The organism is Paragemmobacter kunshanensis, from assembly GCF_011059185.1.
In the GTDB taxonomy this organism is placed as follows: domain Bacteria; phylum Pseudomonadota; class Alphaproteobacteria; order Rhodobacterales; family Rhodobacteraceae; genus Paragemmobacter; species Paragemmobacter kunshanensis.
In genome coordinates, this window is sequence record NZ_JAALFE010000041.1 from 1 (window position 1) to 15724 (window position 15724).

A 15724-nucleotide genomic window follows, 5' to 3' on the forward strand; every position below is an offset into this window, starting at 1 on the left:
CATGACCGTCCTCCTTTGTGGATTATCGCAGACCCACCTTGGCACAGAGATGCCGTCGGGGGGCGGTCACATCATCAAAGCCTCTTCAAAGCCTCAGCACGTCTAGACGAGTTGGCGTTCTTACCGCTAATCGCTGATGAATGAGTCACCTCCCCCAGAAGTAAGGTTAGCAGGCGGCTGGACGGATCCCAATAACCACGATCCATTCCCGCTCCTTAAGAACAACAAAGAGTCGAACCAAATGCAGAGACCAAAACAGGCACTTCACTGGATACTAATAAGTTTCTGGAAGCCTCTCGCTATGCTCAGCCTGCTCTGCGGGGCCGCCACTTCAGCTCTCGCTCAACAGTTCAACGAGAGCTGTCCGAGGCCTAAGGCTCTCCAGTCTGGCACGTTCGAACAACCGATGGAGTTTTCGGCCGCGACCAACAAGGGCAACATGTCGACCTCATCTTGGATCGCCGCCACCGGAAAGATCGGACCGGAGACGCCTGAGCGCTTCAGGGCGTTTCTCGCGTCTGAACAATACGTGCCTGGCCAGATTGTTCTCCACTCCCCAGGGGGAAACCTCGCAGCTGGGATGGAGCTCGGACGCATGATCCGGCAAGCTGGTCTGACAGCACATATCGGCACAACTGAACGCGTCTTTGAGGGCTACAACGCCCCTTGCGACACTTGGTGGGACGAGGTGAAGGCCGGCGTCTGTGCTAGCTCATGCGCCTATGCGTTTCTAGGTGGCCGTGAGCGGTTCGTGGACTCTCCCTACTACCCCACGAGCCCCAGCTTACTTGGCTTCCATCAGTTTTACGGAAATCCAGAGCGCGGGAGCGACATGCTCACAGCGGAGCAAGTGACAGAAATCGAAACCAGCACCCTATCGATCGCCCAGGCTCTAACCGGTCAGATCGTGCTATACGCCATCGAAATGGGTGTCGATGCACGCATCGTTGCCTTTGCATCCGCCACCCCGAGCGATGGTCTCTACTTTCCCACAACCGCCGAGCTCGAGGAGCTCTCGATCGCCTCAGGAAGCGGGCTGACAAAGTGGTTTATGGAACCCTACGGAGATGGTCTCGTAGTAGCAGCCAGGCCGCACCGGTCTGACTCTATGCTCGACCAGATTACGGCCTTTTGCAGCAAGAGTTCAGGAACGGCGAGCCTTCTGTTCACGATGGATCTCGCAACGCCTTCATATCCAAACCCAGACGACCTGCCTCTCCATGCAGTCGAGCTGACGATTGATGGTCAGCTGTATTCAATCGGGCGACGGGATCTCACCTTGCGCTACGGCGATGACAAAATTTTCATCACTGTTCCGATAGAGGCGCTCAAGACAGGCCTCACCCGTGCCCGAGAGATCGACTTCAGGCTCGATTCCGCGCGTGTCATGGGCGGCTTCCGTGAAGGGGGAGAATTGAGCGATATTGAACGCCAGTCTCTGGCACTTGCTTGGCGAAACTGCATTTAATAGAAGATTCCTTTTTCGACGAGGAGCGGGGGCGGCACAGCGGGTGGATTGCACAATCCCGCAATACCATGACTGTTTTGTCCGCTGACTGCCGATGAGAACGATGAAATGCTGCGCGATGAAGAACGAATGGCAGCTTCGGCGGTCACGACTGCAGCATGCTACCGACGCCGACCGACAGCAATGGGCCGAGTGTTCGGCTTCAGTCCAGATCGACGCCGCCGAGGCGCGGCGCATGGACATGCGTCCGGACAAGGACTGCAGCGGCAGCGCCCGCGATGGCGCCGAAGAGATGCGCCTCCCACGAGACGCCGGGTTGGCCCGGAAGAACGCCCCAGAGAAGGGAACCATAGAGGACACCGACCAGTAGTGCCGCGCCCAGCGTGATCGGTGAGCGATCTACGAGGCCGCGCGTCACGAGGAAGCCAAACCAGCCGAAGACCAGCCCCGACGCACCGATATGGATCGCGGAGCTTCCGAACAACCAGACGAGACTACCGCCGAGGCCGATCACCACGGCGTTCACAGGCAGCAAGGCCCGCGTCGTCGTGGCCACCAGCAGCCCCCCCATGACCAGGAGCGGCGGTGTATTGGCCATCAAATGCGCGAAGCTTCCATGCAGCAGCGGCATTGCGATGACACCATCCAACCCGCCGACGTGCCGGGGGATCAGGCCGAAGGCCGGGTTCAAACCGTAGCCGGTGATCCAATTGACGACCTGAACCGCCCAGAGCAGCGCGACAAAAGCGGCAAGCGCCGCGGCGCGCTGGAAGAAGGCGCGCATGTGATCCCGGTTCATCATGTTGGCGACAGTAGACGTCCTCACAGCGCCTTCAACGGCTTTCGCGCGCTGCACAGGGTGCCCCTTCCGAGAAAGGGGGTTTGAGGCGGCCAACCTCGGTACGGCTCAAGCCAGGAGAATCGCTTCGATCTTACACAGTGTTCCCAGGCCGCAGCGGCATGATTTCACGCTCGGGGCGCTTCAGGGCTTCGGCGTATTTGCGGGCATTGTCATCGATCGTGCTGTGCCACAGCTTCGAGACAAACGCCCGAGCGTCTTGGACCGTCATATCGTTCAGCGATGAGGACAACGCCATGAAGAGCTCATCCTCGCTGATCGCGGCGGCGCTATGCATGGCGTCCGCGTAAAATGAAGGGTCGTTCAGGACCTGTTGGCTTAGCGGCATCAGCGCGAGGTTCTCTTCCGGGATCGCCATGAAGATCGTGTCCTGCAGGTCGGTCAGATACGCACGCCGCGATGTGGACACCGGCTTTCCCACCGCCTTGGCCTCCAGATATGCCTGCCTTGTCCTGTCGAGCTTTGCCCTTGCATGGGTCATGATGACTTCACGCTTTCGGGCGGGTAGCGCGAATCCGGTGCAGCGCTCGATATGGGCGAGGAGATCTTCAACCTCTGCCTCAACATCAAAGCTCTCGAACCATGGAACCGTCCCTGATCTAGCCGCCACGCGCCCGACCTCTATATTACGTCAATATATTATTGTATCGCATTTGCACCTGATCGCAAGCGGGTGGCGTCCTTCACGCAAACGGACATGGAAAAAGGGGAACCGTGATCCCACGGCTCCCCTTTCGGTGCGGATCGTCTAATCTCGCGCGTTAGTCATGCGACCAACGACAGCCCCGCGCCCGCGTCCTGCGGCTGCTCACCGCTGTCGATGAACGGGATGATTGAGAAGGTCTGCCCGCCGCGCTGTTCTTCGTTCTGCACGGCGTTCACGCGCAGGTCGCCATCGGGCGTGTTGATCAGCAGCGACAGGTAGTCATTGCCCGTGCGGCTGCTTTTCGCCATCCAGGCCGAGCCGACGCGGATCGGTGTGCCCCGGGGCGAGCTGACCTCGATCCGGTAATCGGGGTGGGTCTCCTCGGATTTGTAGCTGTTCTCGATCAGCATGAACTCCAGATCGAACATCATGTTGGCGATGTAGCCGGTGAAGGCGTTGTCGGCGTCCATGGCGGTGAGCTCGCCCGAGATCGAGCCGGATTTCATCAGGCCGTTCGAGACCAGTGGGATGATCTCGAACGCGCCACTCTCGGCCGCACGCGCCTCTTTCGTCTGCACCGCGTTGACCCGGAACGGGCCGAGGCCGACATCGATCTGCATCGAGATGTAGGGGTTGCCGCTGGTATTCCCGGTCTCGTTCCAGGCCGTGCCGATACGCACCTTGCGGCCTGATTTGTTGACTGCCGTCACGTCAAAATCCGGGCTGCGTTCGGACATCTTTGCCCGCGCCTCCAACTGGATGGCGATGTCAAAGCGCGTCGAATGGATCATGCCGGTGTACTCGGCGGCTGCGGTCTCGACATTGCGGGTGAGGATTCCTGCGAACATGGGATGGTTCCTTCTTTGATTGGCCGGTGCCTGACGTTCTTGTCAGCGCATCCGGGATTGCTTTCTCGACCCCTTGAGGGATCACAAAACCGAAAGCTTGCTTTCCCTTTCTGCCCTGCCTGCAGCTCATCGCTGAGGGCTGATTGGATGTGCCACCTCTCCATCGTGTGCTACCCCCTCCCCTGCCCGTCTGGTCTTGATTGGCTGCCTGGATTTTCCGCGCCGTCCTCCAATCGCGCGATGAAAAACTCGGCCTCTTTTCCGTTCAACCGGTGACCGCTCCGGTCAGTCAGGCCGATGCAGCTGCCGTTCGGCACATAGGTGATGAGGTACTGACCGAGCCTGTCCTTGTGGACAACGTAGCCGGTATTGGCCCAATGCACGGTCTGCCCGGCATCGACCGCGGCTTTGATTTCATCGAGTGTCATGCGATCCTCCTCAAGAAGAATGGTGGGGAAACGACGCAAGAAGCCCGATCTTCCAACCGGGCTTCCATGCAGTATTCGTTTGGCAAACGGCCAAGAGCTGTCAGGCGCTTTGCGTGGCTTGCGTCGCGCGCGCCGCCATCCAATCCTTCAGGCCAAGAACCGTTCTTCCGGCGGCGACCTCGGAGGCCCAGGCAACCCTTGGGTCGCCGCAGGGCTCATCGCCGGAATGCCGGTCGATGTGGCCATTGGCCATCCATGGCTCAGGCTGTATCCGTCGCAGCCAGTCCGCCATGCTCGGGATGCGGCCCTGGCAGTCTTCGCGGACATGCTGTTCGCCGATCCAGCGCACGGGGATCTCTCGACAAGCGCTATTGGTCAGGGTCAAGCCGAAGACACGTTCGGCCTCAAACAGGCCTTGGGCATGGTGACGCAAGGCCCGGTGCGTGAAGAGCGCGAGGTGCTCTTTCGAAGCATCGAACCAGTCGTGTACAGCCTGATAATCGGACGGCGCCCCGCCGAATTTCCGGGCAGAGCTTTCAGCATGATGAAGCGGATGGGCCATCTCAAAGACCCTCATCATAGCTGTGCGAGCATTCGACATAGCGGTCCGCGTGATCGAGGGTGATGCTGTCTAGTGCTATGTCCCAGGTCAGCGTGCCGTAGCCGCCCTCGTTGTTTTCGAACCCCGGATGATGGTGATAGGCAAGCGACCAGGCGAAATCGCCCACCTCAGTGGCAAGCGCCTCCGGCAGTTGGACCTCCGCAGGCTGCACCGTCACATCCTCGACATTGCCGGAATCGCCATAGCCTTCGTATTCGGCGGTGACCTCTCGGATGCCAAGCGCACGTAGTTGCGCGATCAGCTCCGCTCGGGATGCCTTCAAGGTGGTTTCGCGCTCTGCGCGCCACTGAGCCGCCAGCGCGGCATAGTCCATTTGGGGATTGGTCATGGGTCTGTCCTCCTTTCTGTAGTTGGGGGGGCCGGGCGTGGCATTGGTCTGCGCGCGCCCGGAAAGCGCAGACCGGGCAAACCCCGATCGGCGACGCCCGGCCCAAAGCCCTCTTTGACTTTTCAGGCGGCTTGTTCTGCCGCCTTGGTGGTTCCCTGCCCAACGATCCGGGCCAGAATGGTCCCCGTGTCGATCCCGTCCCCATGCGGTAGGAACACCCGTAGCTGGAATGCGATGATCTCAGTGAAACACCCCATGGCCTTGAGGCCTTCGATCATGCCCTTGTCCGCGCCGCCAAGCTCGAGGCGCAACTCGCCTGCGACGCGGCGACGGGTCAGGGTGAGACCCCGGCCCAGATCGACAGGTACGGTGGTGCCGAGGGCGGCGGTCAGCATCTCCTGCGGCGTTTGCGGATTGGAGACGAGGAAGCGGGCGCGCAGCGCGGCCGCCCCTTCTTCGCTCAGCGTGCGCCCGATCATGGCGGTCGCCCCGTCCGGCGTGACGCGGTAGATACGCTCATTGGTGGTCGGAATGTTCTTCCAGATCGGCAGCAGCAGCCCGGTCAGCAGGTAGAGCTTGGTCGTGGTGGTTTTTGGCAGGGACGCAGCCTCGGCATCCCAAAGCCCTGCAAACTCAGGCTTGCCGATGTCTTCCCAGGCAGAGGACGCGAACCGCGTCTCCTCGAGGTAGCTGAACCCGTTGGGCCGCACGGCCTTGCGCATCAGTGTGACGATATCCTCGTCATACATCTGCATGGGCCGCGCCGAGATCAGCGCCGCGCGGCCGGAAGCGCGGTTGACCATGGGCAGCTTGTCGGGATTGCGCGACAGCGCGTCATCCGCCGACAGCACGTGCACCGGGTCCGTCACCTCAAGTCCGATGATCCGCGTGACCGCACCGGATTTCGGGCAGGTCCAGAGATCCTCGGTGGAAACCTGTTCGATCTTTTCGCCACGCAGGGTTTCCACGCCGAGATCGAGCGTACCCGCTGCGCGCGCCCGTTCGGTCTGATCGGCAATCCGGCGCATGAACTCGGCAAAGAGCGCGTTCTGCATGTGGATGGGCAGCGCCAGAACTCGGTTGAGAAACCGCTGGATCGGCGGCAGCTCTTCGAGCAGCACCCCGTCCTTGTCGATCAGCCGCAGGGCCGTCCAGTCGGTTAAGCTCTCGTAGCTCATCGCCTCGGCGCGCCCGGCGGCAAGATCGGCATAGTAGCCACGCAATGCCGCGCGCGCGATCGGGCTTTCGAGATTGTCCTCCTCGCGGAACATGCCTTGCGAGCCGGTCTCGCGCTGACCCTTGGTCAGGGCTCCCAGCTGGTCGAGGCGCTTGGCTATAGTCGAGGTGAAGCGTTTCTCGCCATGCACATCCGAGGTGCAGACCCGGAAGAAGGGCGCGCTGACCTGGGCCGAGCGATGCGTGCGGCCGAGCCCCTGGATGGCCGCGTCGGCGCGCCAGCCGGGCTCCAACAGGTAGTGCCGCCGCCGTTTCTGGTTCTTCGCCGTTTGCGCCGCGTGATAGGACCGGCCCGTGCCGCCTGCATCGGAGAAGATCAGGATATCCTTCTCACCGTCCATGAAGGCTTGGGTTTCGGAGGAATTGCTGCTGGCGGCGCGCTTCTCGATGAAGAGATGGCCGTCCTCGGCCTTGAGGGGCCGGATAGATCGGCCTGTGACTTCTGCCACGGCCTCATCGCCAAAGGCCCAGAGGATCTGATCGAGCGCCGAGGGGATCGGCGCCAGCGTCATCAGCTCCATCATCGCGGCGTCGCGCAAGGCGAGCGCCTCGCGTGAGACGACCAAGGCGCCGTTCGCATCCCGAAGCGGCTCGGCCACCATGTTCCCGTCGATCTCGACAAGCTTCTGGGCATGGATCGGGAAGGCCTGCTCGAGGTAACTGAGAACGTAGTCGCGAGGTGTCAAGGCACCCTCCGCCAGTTCGTCCTCCGGGTCCATCGCCTCGAGCCGGCGCTTCAGCAGGCTCTCTCCCGTCGAGACCACCTGGATGACGCAGGCAAATCCTTCCGCCAGGTCCTCATTGATAGCGCGGATGATGGTCGGGGCTTTCATGCCCATCAGGAGATGGTTGAAGAAGCGCTGCTTCGTGCTCTCGAAGCGGGACTTGGCCGAGGCGCGTGCGGCCGAGGCATTGGTCTCGCCCGAGGCGTCGTTGACGCCGGTCGCCGTCAGCGCGGCTTCGAGATTGTGGTGGATCGTCCGAAACGCGCCCGCATAGGCGTCATAGATCTCGATCTGGGCCGAGGTGAGCGCGTGTTCGAGCACGTCATACTCCACCCCATCAAAACTGAGGGCGCGCGCCGTGTAAAGCCCGAGCGTCTTGAGATCGCGGGCAACCACCTCCATGGCGGCAACGCCGCCGGCTTCCATTGCCGAGACGAAACTCTCGCGGCTCGGGAAGGGGTATTCGGGGCCCTGCCCCCAGAGCCCCAGCCGCGCGGCATAGGCCAGGTTGTGCACGCTCGTGGCGCCCGTGGCCGAGATGTAGAAGACGCGAGCGCGGGGTGCTGCCAGTTGCAGCCGCAGGCCAGCAAGGCCCTGCTGGGAGGGTTTGACCCCCCTGCCCTGCTCGGACCCGGCCGCGTTCTGCATGGCATGGGCCTCATCAAAGGCCAGTACGCCTTCAAAGTCTTCGCCCATCCAGTCGAGGATCTGGCTCAGTCGCGTGGTGCCGCATTTGCCCGCGGACCGCAGCGTGGCGTAGGTGACGAAGAGGATACCGTCACCCATAGGGACGGGCTGGTCCGGTTTCCATTTGGAGAGCGGCTGGATGTCGGCGGGCGAGCCGCCGAGATCGGTCCAGTCGCGTATCGCGTCCTCGATGAGCGTGGCGGATTTGGAAACCCAGATCGCCTTCCTGCGCCCGGAAAGCCAGTTCACGAGAATGAGCCCCGCGCATTCGCGGCCCTTGCCGCAACCGGTGCCGTCGCCGAGGAAATAGCCAAGGCGATAAGCACGTGCACCCGGGTCATTATCGGCGCGCGTCAGCTTGGTCTGGTCGTGATCGATGGTAAACCGACCGGGCAGATCACGCCCATGGGCATCATGCGCCATGATGATGGTCTCGAGCTGCGCCTCGGAGAGATGTCCCTCCTCGATCAACCGGGCGGGCAAGCGCAAGTCATCACTGCCCGTGTTTGAGGGCATGGGCGGGGCAACCGAGGCCATGGCGATGCTCTCGACGAGCGGGGTGGGATGTTCCTGCGCACCCGCGATCTCGATCCGCTGAGGACGATAGCGCGCATAGATGTCCGAGATCGGCGTGTTGTCGCGCGGGGTCTGAAGGCTCGTGCAGCTGAGCGGACAGACGGCATTGGCCCGGGGTTTGGAGGCGGCGACAGGCGCAGCGGCGGTCTTGCGCGGAGCAGAGGATGGAACGGTCGGCCGCCCGTGAGGGATCGCCGCTGCCTGTTGTACGGAGCGCATCTCGGTCCTAGTTGCGGCCACGGCATCGACATATGCCAAGGCTTCATCGAGATCCCGCACAGGGACGCGGATCATTTCGCCGTCCCCCTGCACCTTGTCAAAGACCATCAGCTGGGTTTCGACAGAGGTGCCGAGCTTGCGGTAGACCTGCCCCGGCATCGTCAGCGCCAATCGTGGCGTCAGGAGACCGCAGGCGCGGGACCAATGCGCGGCATCGCGTTCGGGCGTGAACCCCGGCGGCATGATCGCCACCAGCCGCCCACCGGGCGCGAGACGCTTTGCAGCTGCAATAAGATGTTTGGCGGCGATGTGCTTGTCTCGGGAGCGATCGACCGAGGAGGCGAAGGGCGGATTCATCACCACGACGTCGGGTAGAACCGGCGTCTGCAGCAGATCATCGATATGCTCGCCGTCATGGCCCGTCACCTCGCCGCCGAAAACCGCGCGCAGGAGGCGCTGGCGAAAAGGGTCGATCTCGTTGAGCAAAAGCGTGGCACCGGCCCGGGCGGCGAAAGTAGCTAGGGCACCGGTGCCAGCCGAGGGCTCCAGCAAAGTCTCGCCCTTGCGAACGGCTGCCGCCCGCACGACCATTGCCGCGAAAGGCAACGGCGTGGAAAACTGCTGCAGCCGGATCTGCTGCTCTGACCGGCGGGTTTCCGTCAGCAGCCGCGAGGCAAGCAGCTTTGCAGCGGCGATGTCATCTGCCACGCCGTTCCCACGCAGCAGCACTTGGACAGCCGCGGCCTGCATCAGGTCATAGGCTATGCGCCAGTCCCAGGCGCCCCCGGCATCGCTGCCATGAAACGTCTCGCGCATGATGCGCGCCAGCGCTGAACTGCGCAGGGGTTGGTGGTCGACCTCCGCACCGATCTGCACGAGGGCAGAGGCGAGGTCAGTGTCGGAGATTGAGAGCGCCGGATTTGCCGGTTTGGGCTTGGACATGGGGGTTTCCTTTGGATCAGGGTCTGAGTTCCAAAGGACAAAAAGCCCGCTTCCGTAATGGGGCGGGCCTCTGTCAAGGGTTTCGGGCAAGTCAAAAATCCCGGCGAAGATCTCATTCTTCTCCGAGTTTTAAGGCACAAATTCAGAAGCTTACTTTTTCTTTTTCACTGCACCGGCACGTCAGGACTGAAGGACACCCCCCTGTCCGGGCTTCGCTCTTCCGTCCGTAGTCAGCCTCATGGCTGCCACTCTATGCCTGGTCCAAATCTGGTCCTGGGTGCCCATCTTTCACGCGTATTCAGCGATTGCTGATAACTTGCGGGCTTCCGGCATCTCCAGGAACCACGTCCCGGCAAGGGACCTCGTCGTACCTGTCGTCAGGTGCAGTGCGTTCCTCCGTCCGATCAAGTTCTGGAATTGTTTTTCTCAGACCGTTGCCGGGCAGCTCTGCGCATGGCGGAATGGTGTGCCGTCTCGCCACATGCGGTGCAAAACAACGCCAATACGCCGCGCAAGTGCAATCAAGGCCCGTTTCGATCCACGCCGATGGGCCACTCTGAGCGCCCAGGCCTGGAGCCAGTTTGGGGACCCTCGGTGCATCAAGATCATCGCCGCTTGATACAAGGCCGTTCGAAGGGCCCGGTCGCCGGCTCGAGTAATTTGCCCGACAATGTCCATCTCTCCGGATTGCGTGCGCCTCGGCGTCAGCCCCACCCACGGACCAACATCCTTCGATCGCACAAACCGGGTCGGATCGTCGATCGCGGCTTTGACCGTCAGGGCGACGATCCGACCAACGCCCGGCATCGTCATCATCAGACGGCAAACGTCGTCTTGTTTTGCCAGATCCGCGATTTTGGCGTCCAGTTCAGCCAACTCGACGCGCAACTGCGCACGTGCGCGCAAAAGGGCCTCTGTCGACGCGGACAAGATTTCATTTTGCTCAACCAGTTCCCTCACCCGGGCCTCGTACCTAATCCGGGTGACATGCCCGAGCTTCAGACCGAAGTTCCGCAGAACACCCCGCATCGAAAGCTCAAGGTTGATGATGGCCTGCTGAATAGACTTGCGCGCCGACAGCAACGCGCGAATTTCCTGGGAGGACACAGATTTGCGGTGCACGGGCCTGTACCATCCCATTTGAAGCAAGCGCGCAATGCCCTGGGCATCGCGCCTGTCGGTCTTGATCGGCATGGCTTTCAAGGCTGCCTTCACCAATCGTGTTTCCATCATGACCACGTCAAAGCCAGCTTCTTCCATTCCCTTGCTCAGCCATTGGGACAAAGGTCCGGCTTCGAGCCCGATCGCATCGATCGAATATGACAATGACGCTATTGCACGTACCAATGCCTCAGGCTCGCTCTCCGCCTGTAATTCTTCAACGATCCTCCCCTGTGGCCCCAGCACACAAATCGCAGTGCTTGCCAGAGATACATCCAATCCGATAAATACATTCATGTCGTTGCCCTTCTATTCTTAGGAATTGAGGCGCATGGAAACATACGACCTCGTAGACGCGCTGCAGGCGCATCAAGGGCAACGGCACTTCAGATCATGCTGACAAACAAGCGAAACGTGCTCGATTCGCCGACAGCCCCATTACGGCATCTTTCGCTTTTCAGGGTGACGGGGGTCAGACCGCGCTGACCTCCAAGGCTTGGTCAGGACTTGGGTTCGACCTCCCGTTTCGCATCAATCAATGCCTGTGCGGCCTGCATCACCTGAACTTGAGATGTTCCCGTGTATTCCTCCTCCAGTGCGGCCTGCACCTTCGCGCGAAACCACGCGTCATACGAATTGACATCAGCCGCCACGGAAATGCTCCTCGAGCCCGATATCCAGCAGCTTGCCGAGGTCATCGGGCATGTCTGCAACGTGCACAGCAATTGGGAAACGGTGCCCCGTCAGGTCAGGCGCGCATTGCTCCTCTAGCCCGAGGTGCTGCCCATCCTTTTCCGCCTCAATCATTGTGCTTTCTCCGACCGTATTATCAGCCGATGCTACATCTTCCAGCGGGGCGTCGTAAACGATAATGCCAAAGGGTCACAGCAAGCTGGCCCACTTACCGATCGGGCACCGCTTCAAGGGAAGTTTCGAACCGCTTGCCCGCCGCTGCAGCTTCTTTCAAGAGCGCGTCGAAATTGTCAGGTGGATTGCCATCTTCCAGCATCCCTTTGAACGTCGCATAGGCATCCGTCTTGCTGCCGTAGGCGCGCAGGGTCTTGTCGTCGTTCACCCAGGCCACCACGATGACCTTCGCATCGCTGTTGAACCGATAGAACAGCCGATACTGCTGGAAGAATTTCGCCCGGAACCAATGCTTGCGGTGATCGCCGAGTGTGCCGCCTTGCCGGAAGGCGGCGGCACCCGGATCTGCCGGTATGGCCTCGGTGACCAGCTTGAAGATGGCGGCCAGCCGTTTCGTCGGGTTTTTCTTGCGCCAGGTCTTAGGATCGCGTGCCTTACGCGCCTCGACCTCTTCAATCAGCCCTTCGAGCTGGTCCAGAAAGAGCGGATGCGCATAAATCGACCATCCGTTTACGACAAGGGGCGCTTGGGCGGGCACGCTATCGCCGCTCATTCATCCTCGAGCGATAGTGGCGCATCGAGATCGACGTCAACGTCTCCGACCAGTGCTGCAAGACGGTCATGCAAAACCCCATCGAATGCACGAATGCGGTCCGGATGCGCCTTGATATCGGCCTCGACAAAATCGAGAAAGGCTCCGAGCACGGGATCTTCCTCGTCGCTGCGCACGGGCTCGATATAGACCCTGCCACTCGGCTCGGTGCAGTAACGAATCTGGTCGCCCTTGCCCAGCTTGAGCTGTTTGCGCACACCCGCCGGCACGGTCGTCTGATACCGATCCGTGAGTTTCGAGACATCTTGTGCGAGGGCTGTCATGGCAGTCTCCTGAAGAAAAGGTTCTTTGCTGCCCGCGATAGGTAATGCATTTGCATTGCCTTGTCAAGACAAGCCGCAGCATCTGCTGTCGCCGGGCAGGTCGATGAACCGTCCGGCGCAGGACCTAATTTCGCCCCGCCAGGAACTCCGCCAGCACCGGGCTAGCCGCACCTTTCGCGGAGCTGAGCAGCTCCGAGCCCGCAAGCGAGGCCTTCGACAGGCGTACGAGCCCACCAGTTTCCTCGATGCGGTAGCAGCGGCGCTTTTGCCGCCCGCGCCTGTAGTGGGTCGCGGTGACAATCTGGCAGGTACTGCCATCGGTGAGCGTCACAGGTGCTGCGAGCTTGATCTTGTCGCCTTCCTCGTAGTCCGGGATCGCAGCCCAGTCCTGGCAGCGCTGGCGCCAGTCCTGGGCGTAGCTGTCCGGGTCTTTCAGGTCAGAGAGAAGCTCGATCAGCGCAAGGGGAGCACGAGATTCATTCGGGCCAGCGCTTTCCTCCATGTCCTTGTAGCCCCAGCAGCCGTCATCGTATCGGGTGAGGAAGACAGCCCCGAACGTGATCGAGCCATCCGCATCGGTCACATAGGTCGTGTCCTCGACCGGCGAGCCATCGATACTTGTGACCTTTGCCGCCGCGTACCAAGTCGAACCCACCTTGCAGGCCTTGACCAGTTCAGTTTTGCGCGTGTCGCCCTCGAAGGTGCAGAGCCGTGTAATTTCCGCCTTCTCATCCGCGTAGGATTTGATACGGCGGTCGGTGTAGAAAAGCCATCCCACTATGCCGCCCTCCGATCGTCGATCTCCATCAGCGCATCGAGCGGCACGCGGTAGGGCTGCATGGCGTCGAAATCCTCGCAATTGCCGCAGTTCTGCACGATCGCGAAGGTGTCGCAGGCATCCTTGAGGATGACCCTGAAGGTGCCGCCGAGGCCTGAGGGCACCTCGTAGGTCCCGCCGATGAGATAGTCCGAGGCCCGGCGCACGAAGACGCGGATACTGTGGCCATCGGTGGCGAGCCGGATCGCCCCCCGCCCCCGGTCAATGAGCACCTGCACGTCATCCAGGATGTCGGTGTAGAACTGGCCGGTCAGATCACGGAACGCAATGCGGCGCTGCGCCATCCAGTCGGTGTCCCGAAACGGGTTCATGCCGTCGGCGAAGGCGAAGGAGGGATCGGCCTTTTCGGTGGTGACGATACGGGTGGTCGTGCCATCGATGCCGTTCGAGCGCAGATGCACGCCATTGCCGACGATGAGGATCAGGGCCGGCCTGTCCACGGGACCGTTCCAGTTGGGCAGGAAGGTTTTGCAGGCGCGCGCATGGGCGATCTGCGCCGCGACAGCGGACGCAGAGAACTTGAGAATAGCCATGAGGATGTCTTTCGGTTGGGTGTGGGAGGGTCGACCCGCGCGGGGAATGCCTCGCGCGGGTCGCGTGAGGACTCAGGCCGCTTGCGCGACCTCGCTGTCAGGCTCGGGAGTTTCCGCAGCGGGCTCCGCCTCATCACAGGCGACACCGGCGGTCTGCATCATGGGCGGGCACCAGGCGGCCACGGCAGCGCGCTGCGCGTCCGTGAGCGTGGCGAAGGGCTCGGCGAAGAGCTTGTCACAAAAGGCGACGATCTCCTTCTTGCTCGACGAGGCCAGCGTCACCGCCTCCTGGGCGAGACCCAGATCCTCGCCGAGGATCTTCAGGAGCCAAGCCTTCTTGAAGCGGTTGAAGAGCGCCGCATTCGGCGTCCAGTGGGCGCGGATGTCGGGCATGATCTCGATCTCGAACGCATGCATCAGGCTGTCGCGCTGGCGGTCCCGCGCGAAGCAGGACTGCGTGGTGCTGGCCGTGGCATAGGCCACGAGCTTGGCCTTCTCGCCGGCCTCCAGCGCGCGAAACGCCGCGAACTGATCAGCGGGCGCGCGGGCGTCATCTAGCCAGGACAGATCAAGCGCCTCATGCGCCGCCGCCACCTGCTCGAGCGAGGTCTCGTCGATTTCGTCCATCTTGGCATGGCTGCGGTATTCCTTGCGGGCATCGATCTTGATCGCCTGCGTGACACTCATGCCGCTGGCCAGAACGTCGCTCACCAGCTTGAAGAGCGTCAGATCGAGCGTGGCTTCCGGATGCAGCGCCATCGCGGCCCCAAGCGCCATGGCTCGCTCGGTCTTGAGGTCCTCAACCAGTGAGGTCGGGTAGGTGATTTCGCCGGCGTCTGGGGCCTCCTCCCCGGTCGGGCTAGCCGAGGAGCCGCGCGCGCCCTCCTTTTTGACGGTGTCTTCCGGGCGGACGAGGCCAACATGGAGGGTCACCTGCCCGCCCGACCAGGACGCGATTACCCCAGACCGCGCGAGGTCCTCGGCGCTGTAGGCCTCCTGCAGGTCGCGGGCTTCCTCTTCCAAGGCGTCCACGCGCTCGTAAAGCGCGTTGTAGGCACCGTCCTCGAGCCCCTCATCCTCCATCTCGAACTGCAGTTTCTCGAGTTCTGCGGTGATCTCATCGATGCGCTTTTGCGCAGCCTCATCAGGCTCGATCGGGCCAGGATAGACGCGGCCGTAGTCGGCCATGGTCGCGTAATCATAGCGCACCATCGCATCGGCCCAGGCAAAGCCCAGCTTTATGCGGGCCTCTTCGGCGGCGGCACCGAGCTTCTCGAGCAGGATGGTCTCGACCAGCGCCGCATCCTCAAGCACGGAATGCTCTTCCAGAAGGTCAGCCGCGACAGCACCGCCACGCGCCTCGTAGTCTTCGCGCACGAAAGCCCCGATATCGTCGCTGACCTGCACGCCGCGGGATTTGAGCGCCTGTCGAACGGTATAGGCCTGCAGATAGCCGCCGTCTTTCGTGAGCGCCTCGAAGACCTCGCGCTGCGCCTCCTGGCTCGGATGCTCGGCAAAGGCTTTCATCGTGTCGAGGGTGATCACCTTGGCCCGGGCCGCGGCGCGGATGTCGGGGTGGATCAGGCCATAGCGCAACCGGCCTTTCACGGCCGCCACCGTGGCGCCGAAGGTCTTTGCGATCGTCTCGGGCGTCTGGCCGTCGACCTCCATCATCCGGGCAAAGGCCTCGAACTCGTCGATGGCATTCATCGGTGCCTGGGTGATGTTCTCGGCGAGCGACAGCGCCGTGGTGACGTCGCACTCCTCAGGGACAAGGCGGCAGTCCACCTTGGTCTTCGCCGTGAAGCCCTTGATGGCCTTGTCAGCGACCAGCTCCTTCAGCGCGGCATGCCGCCGGCCACCGG

Annotated in this window: 16 protein-coding genes; 1 reads left to right on the forward strand and 15 read right to left on the reverse strand. The window is 61.9% G+C overall.

Going from position 1 to position 15724, the window contains the following annotated elements:
• Positions 1 to 406 precede the first annotated feature (406 nt).
• Positions 407 to 1468 (forward strand): COG3904 family protein, encoded by a 1062-nt coding sequence (locus tag G5V65_RS20540; protein ID WP_165054197.1) that lies wholly within the window; start codon positions 407 to 409, stop codon positions 1466 to 1468.
• Positions 1469 to 1670: 202 nt separating this feature from the next.
• Here G5V65_RS20540 and G5V65_RS20545 read toward each other — a convergent pair whose 3' ends face one another.
• From G5V65_RS20545 to G5V65_RS20615, 15 genes are all read right to left on the reverse strand, one after another.
• Positions 1671 to 2270: a rhomboid family intramembrane serine protease gene (locus G5V65_RS20545; protein ID WP_241250684.1), complete on the reverse strand. Its 600-nt coding sequence runs from the start codon at positions 2268 to 2270 to the stop codon at positions 1671 to 1673.
• 130 nt (positions 2271 to 2400) lie between these two features.
• Positions 2401 to 2937 (reverse strand): hypothetical protein, encoded by a 537-nt coding sequence (locus G5V65_RS20550; RefSeq protein WP_241250685.1) that lies wholly within the window; start codon positions 2935 to 2937, stop codon positions 2401 to 2403.
• 155 nt (positions 2938 to 3092) lie between these two features.
• Positions 3093 to 3821, reverse strand: a complete 729-nt coding sequence (locus G5V65_RS20555) for a DUF736 family protein (protein WP_165054200.1) — start codon at positions 3819 to 3821, stop codon at positions 3093 to 3095.
• Between the two features lie 170 nt (positions 3822 to 3991).
• A complete protein-coding gene (locus G5V65_RS20560) occupies positions 3992 to 4249 on the reverse strand; it encodes a hypothetical protein (RefSeq protein WP_165054203.1) in 258 nt (85 codons plus the stop codon).
• A gap of 100 nt (positions 4250 to 4349) precedes the next feature.
• Positions 4350 to 4811: a DUF6915 family protein gene (locus G5V65_RS20565; protein WP_050525656.1), complete on the reverse strand. Its 462-nt coding sequence runs from the start codon at positions 4809 to 4811 to the stop codon at positions 4350 to 4352.
• 1 nt (position 4812) lies between these two features.
• Positions 4813 to 5199, reverse strand: coding sequence for a DUF6878 family protein (locus G5V65_RS20570; protein WP_165054205.1), 387 nt, complete (start codon positions 5197 to 5199; stop codon positions 4813 to 4815).
• A 122-nt stretch (positions 5200 to 5321) separates the two neighbouring features.
• Positions 5322 to 9584 carry a bifunctional class I SAM-dependent methyltransferase/DEAD/DEAH box helicase gene (locus tag G5V65_RS20575; protein ID WP_165054208.1) on the reverse strand — a complete coding sequence of 1421 codons (4263 nt, stop codon included), beginning with the start codon at positions 9582 to 9584 and terminating at the stop codon, positions 5322 to 5324.
• Positions 9585 to 10010: 426 nt separating this feature from the next.
• A complete protein-coding gene (locus G5V65_RS20580; RefSeq protein ID WP_150297421.1) occupies positions 10011 to 11042 on the reverse strand; it encodes an IS110 family transposase in 1032 nt (343 codons plus the stop codon).
• A gap of 203 nt (positions 11043 to 11245) precedes the next feature.
• Positions 11246 to 11398, reverse strand: a complete 153-nt coding sequence (locus tag G5V65_RS20585; protein ID WP_165054211.1) for an antitoxin PaaA2 family protein — start codon at positions 11396 to 11398, stop codon at positions 11246 to 11248.
• On the reverse strand, positions 11388 to 11552 hold the full coding sequence (locus G5V65_RS20590) for a hypothetical protein (protein ID WP_165054214.1): 165 nt from the start codon (positions 11550 to 11552) through the stop codon (positions 11388 to 11390). Before G5V65_RS20590 ends, G5V65_RS20585 begins: the two co-directional genes overlap by 11 nt.
• Before the next feature lie 94 nt (positions 11553 to 11646).
• The gene (locus G5V65_RS20595) at positions 11647 to 12165 is read right to left on the reverse strand and encodes a type II toxin-antitoxin system YhaV family toxin (RefSeq protein WP_008282927.1); all 519 of its coding nucleotides are present in this window, start codon (positions 12163 to 12165) and stop codon (positions 11647 to 11649) included.
• The gene (locus tag G5V65_RS20600) at positions 12162 to 12488 is read right to left on the reverse strand and encodes a type II toxin-antitoxin system PrlF family antitoxin (RefSeq protein WP_165054217.1); all 327 of its coding nucleotides are present in this window, start codon (positions 12486 to 12488) and stop codon (positions 12162 to 12164) included. Before G5V65_RS20600 ends, G5V65_RS20595 begins: the two co-directional genes overlap by 4 nt.
• Positions 12489 to 12612: 124 nt before the next feature.
• Positions 12613 to 13266, reverse strand: a complete 654-nt coding sequence (locus tag G5V65_RS20605) for a DUF6927 domain-containing protein (protein WP_165054220.1) — start codon at positions 13264 to 13266, stop codon at positions 12613 to 12615.
• Entirely contained in the window at positions 13266 to 13859 is a 594-nt protein-coding gene (locus G5V65_RS20610) for a regulator (protein WP_165054223.1), read from the reverse strand. The genes G5V65_RS20605 and G5V65_RS20610 overlap by 1 nt, the downstream gene beginning before the upstream one ends.
• Before the next feature lie 72 nt (positions 13860 to 13931).
• Positions 13932 to 15724, reverse strand: a 1793-nt coding sequence (locus G5V65_RS20615) for a ParB/RepB/Spo0J family partition protein (protein WP_165054226.1), incomplete at its 5' end; no start/stop codon positions are given.

Bases quoted from the DNA above. Each gene is read 5' to 3' on its own strand.
- G5V65_RS20610 (WP_165054223.1), bottom strand. From the start codon at position 13,859: ATGGCTATTCTCAAGTTCTCTGCGTCCGCTGTCGCGGCGCAGATCGCC.
- G5V65_RS20560 (WP_165054203.1), bottom strand. From the start codon at position 4,249: ATGACACTCGATGAAATCAAAGCCGCGGTCGATGCCGGGCAGACCGTG.
- G5V65_RS20545 (WP_241250684.1), bottom strand. From the start codon at position 2,270: ATGATGAACCGGGATCACATGCGCGCCTTCTTCCAGCGCGCCGCGGCG.
- G5V65_RS20540 (WP_165054197.1), top strand. From the start codon at position 407: ATGGAGTTTTCGGCCGCGACCAACAAGGGCAACATGTCGACCTCATCT.
- G5V65_RS20590 (WP_165054214.1), bottom strand. From the start codon at position 11,552: ATGATTGAGGCGGAAAAGGATGGGCAGCACCTCGGGCTAGAGGAGCAA.
- G5V65_RS20580 (WP_150297421.1), bottom strand. From the start codon at position 11,042: ATGAATGTATTTATCGGATTGGATGTATCTCTGGCAAGCACTGCGATT.
- G5V65_RS20570 (WP_165054205.1), bottom strand. From the start codon at position 5,199: ATGACCAATCCCCAAATGGACTATGCCGCGCTGGCGGCTCAGTGGCGC.
- G5V65_RS20595 (WP_008282927.1), bottom strand. From the start codon at position 12,165: ATGAGCGGCGATAGCGTGCCCGCCCAAGCGCCCCTTGTCGTAAACGGA.
- G5V65_RS20555 (WP_165054200.1), bottom strand. From the start codon at position 3,821: ATGTTCGCAGGAATCCTCACCCGCAATGTCGAGACCGCAGCCGCCGAG.
- G5V65_RS20565 (WP_050525656.1), bottom strand. From the start codon at position 4,811: ATGGCCCATCCGCTTCATCATGCTGAAAGCTCTGCCCGGAAATTCGGC.
- G5V65_RS20600 (WP_165054217.1), bottom strand. From the start codon at position 12,488: ATGACAGCCCTCGCACAAGATGTCTCGAAACTCACGGATCGGTATCAG.
- G5V65_RS20575 (WP_165054208.1), bottom strand. From the start codon at position 9,584: ATGTCCAAGCCCAAACCGGCAAATCCGGCGCTCTCAATCTCCGACACT.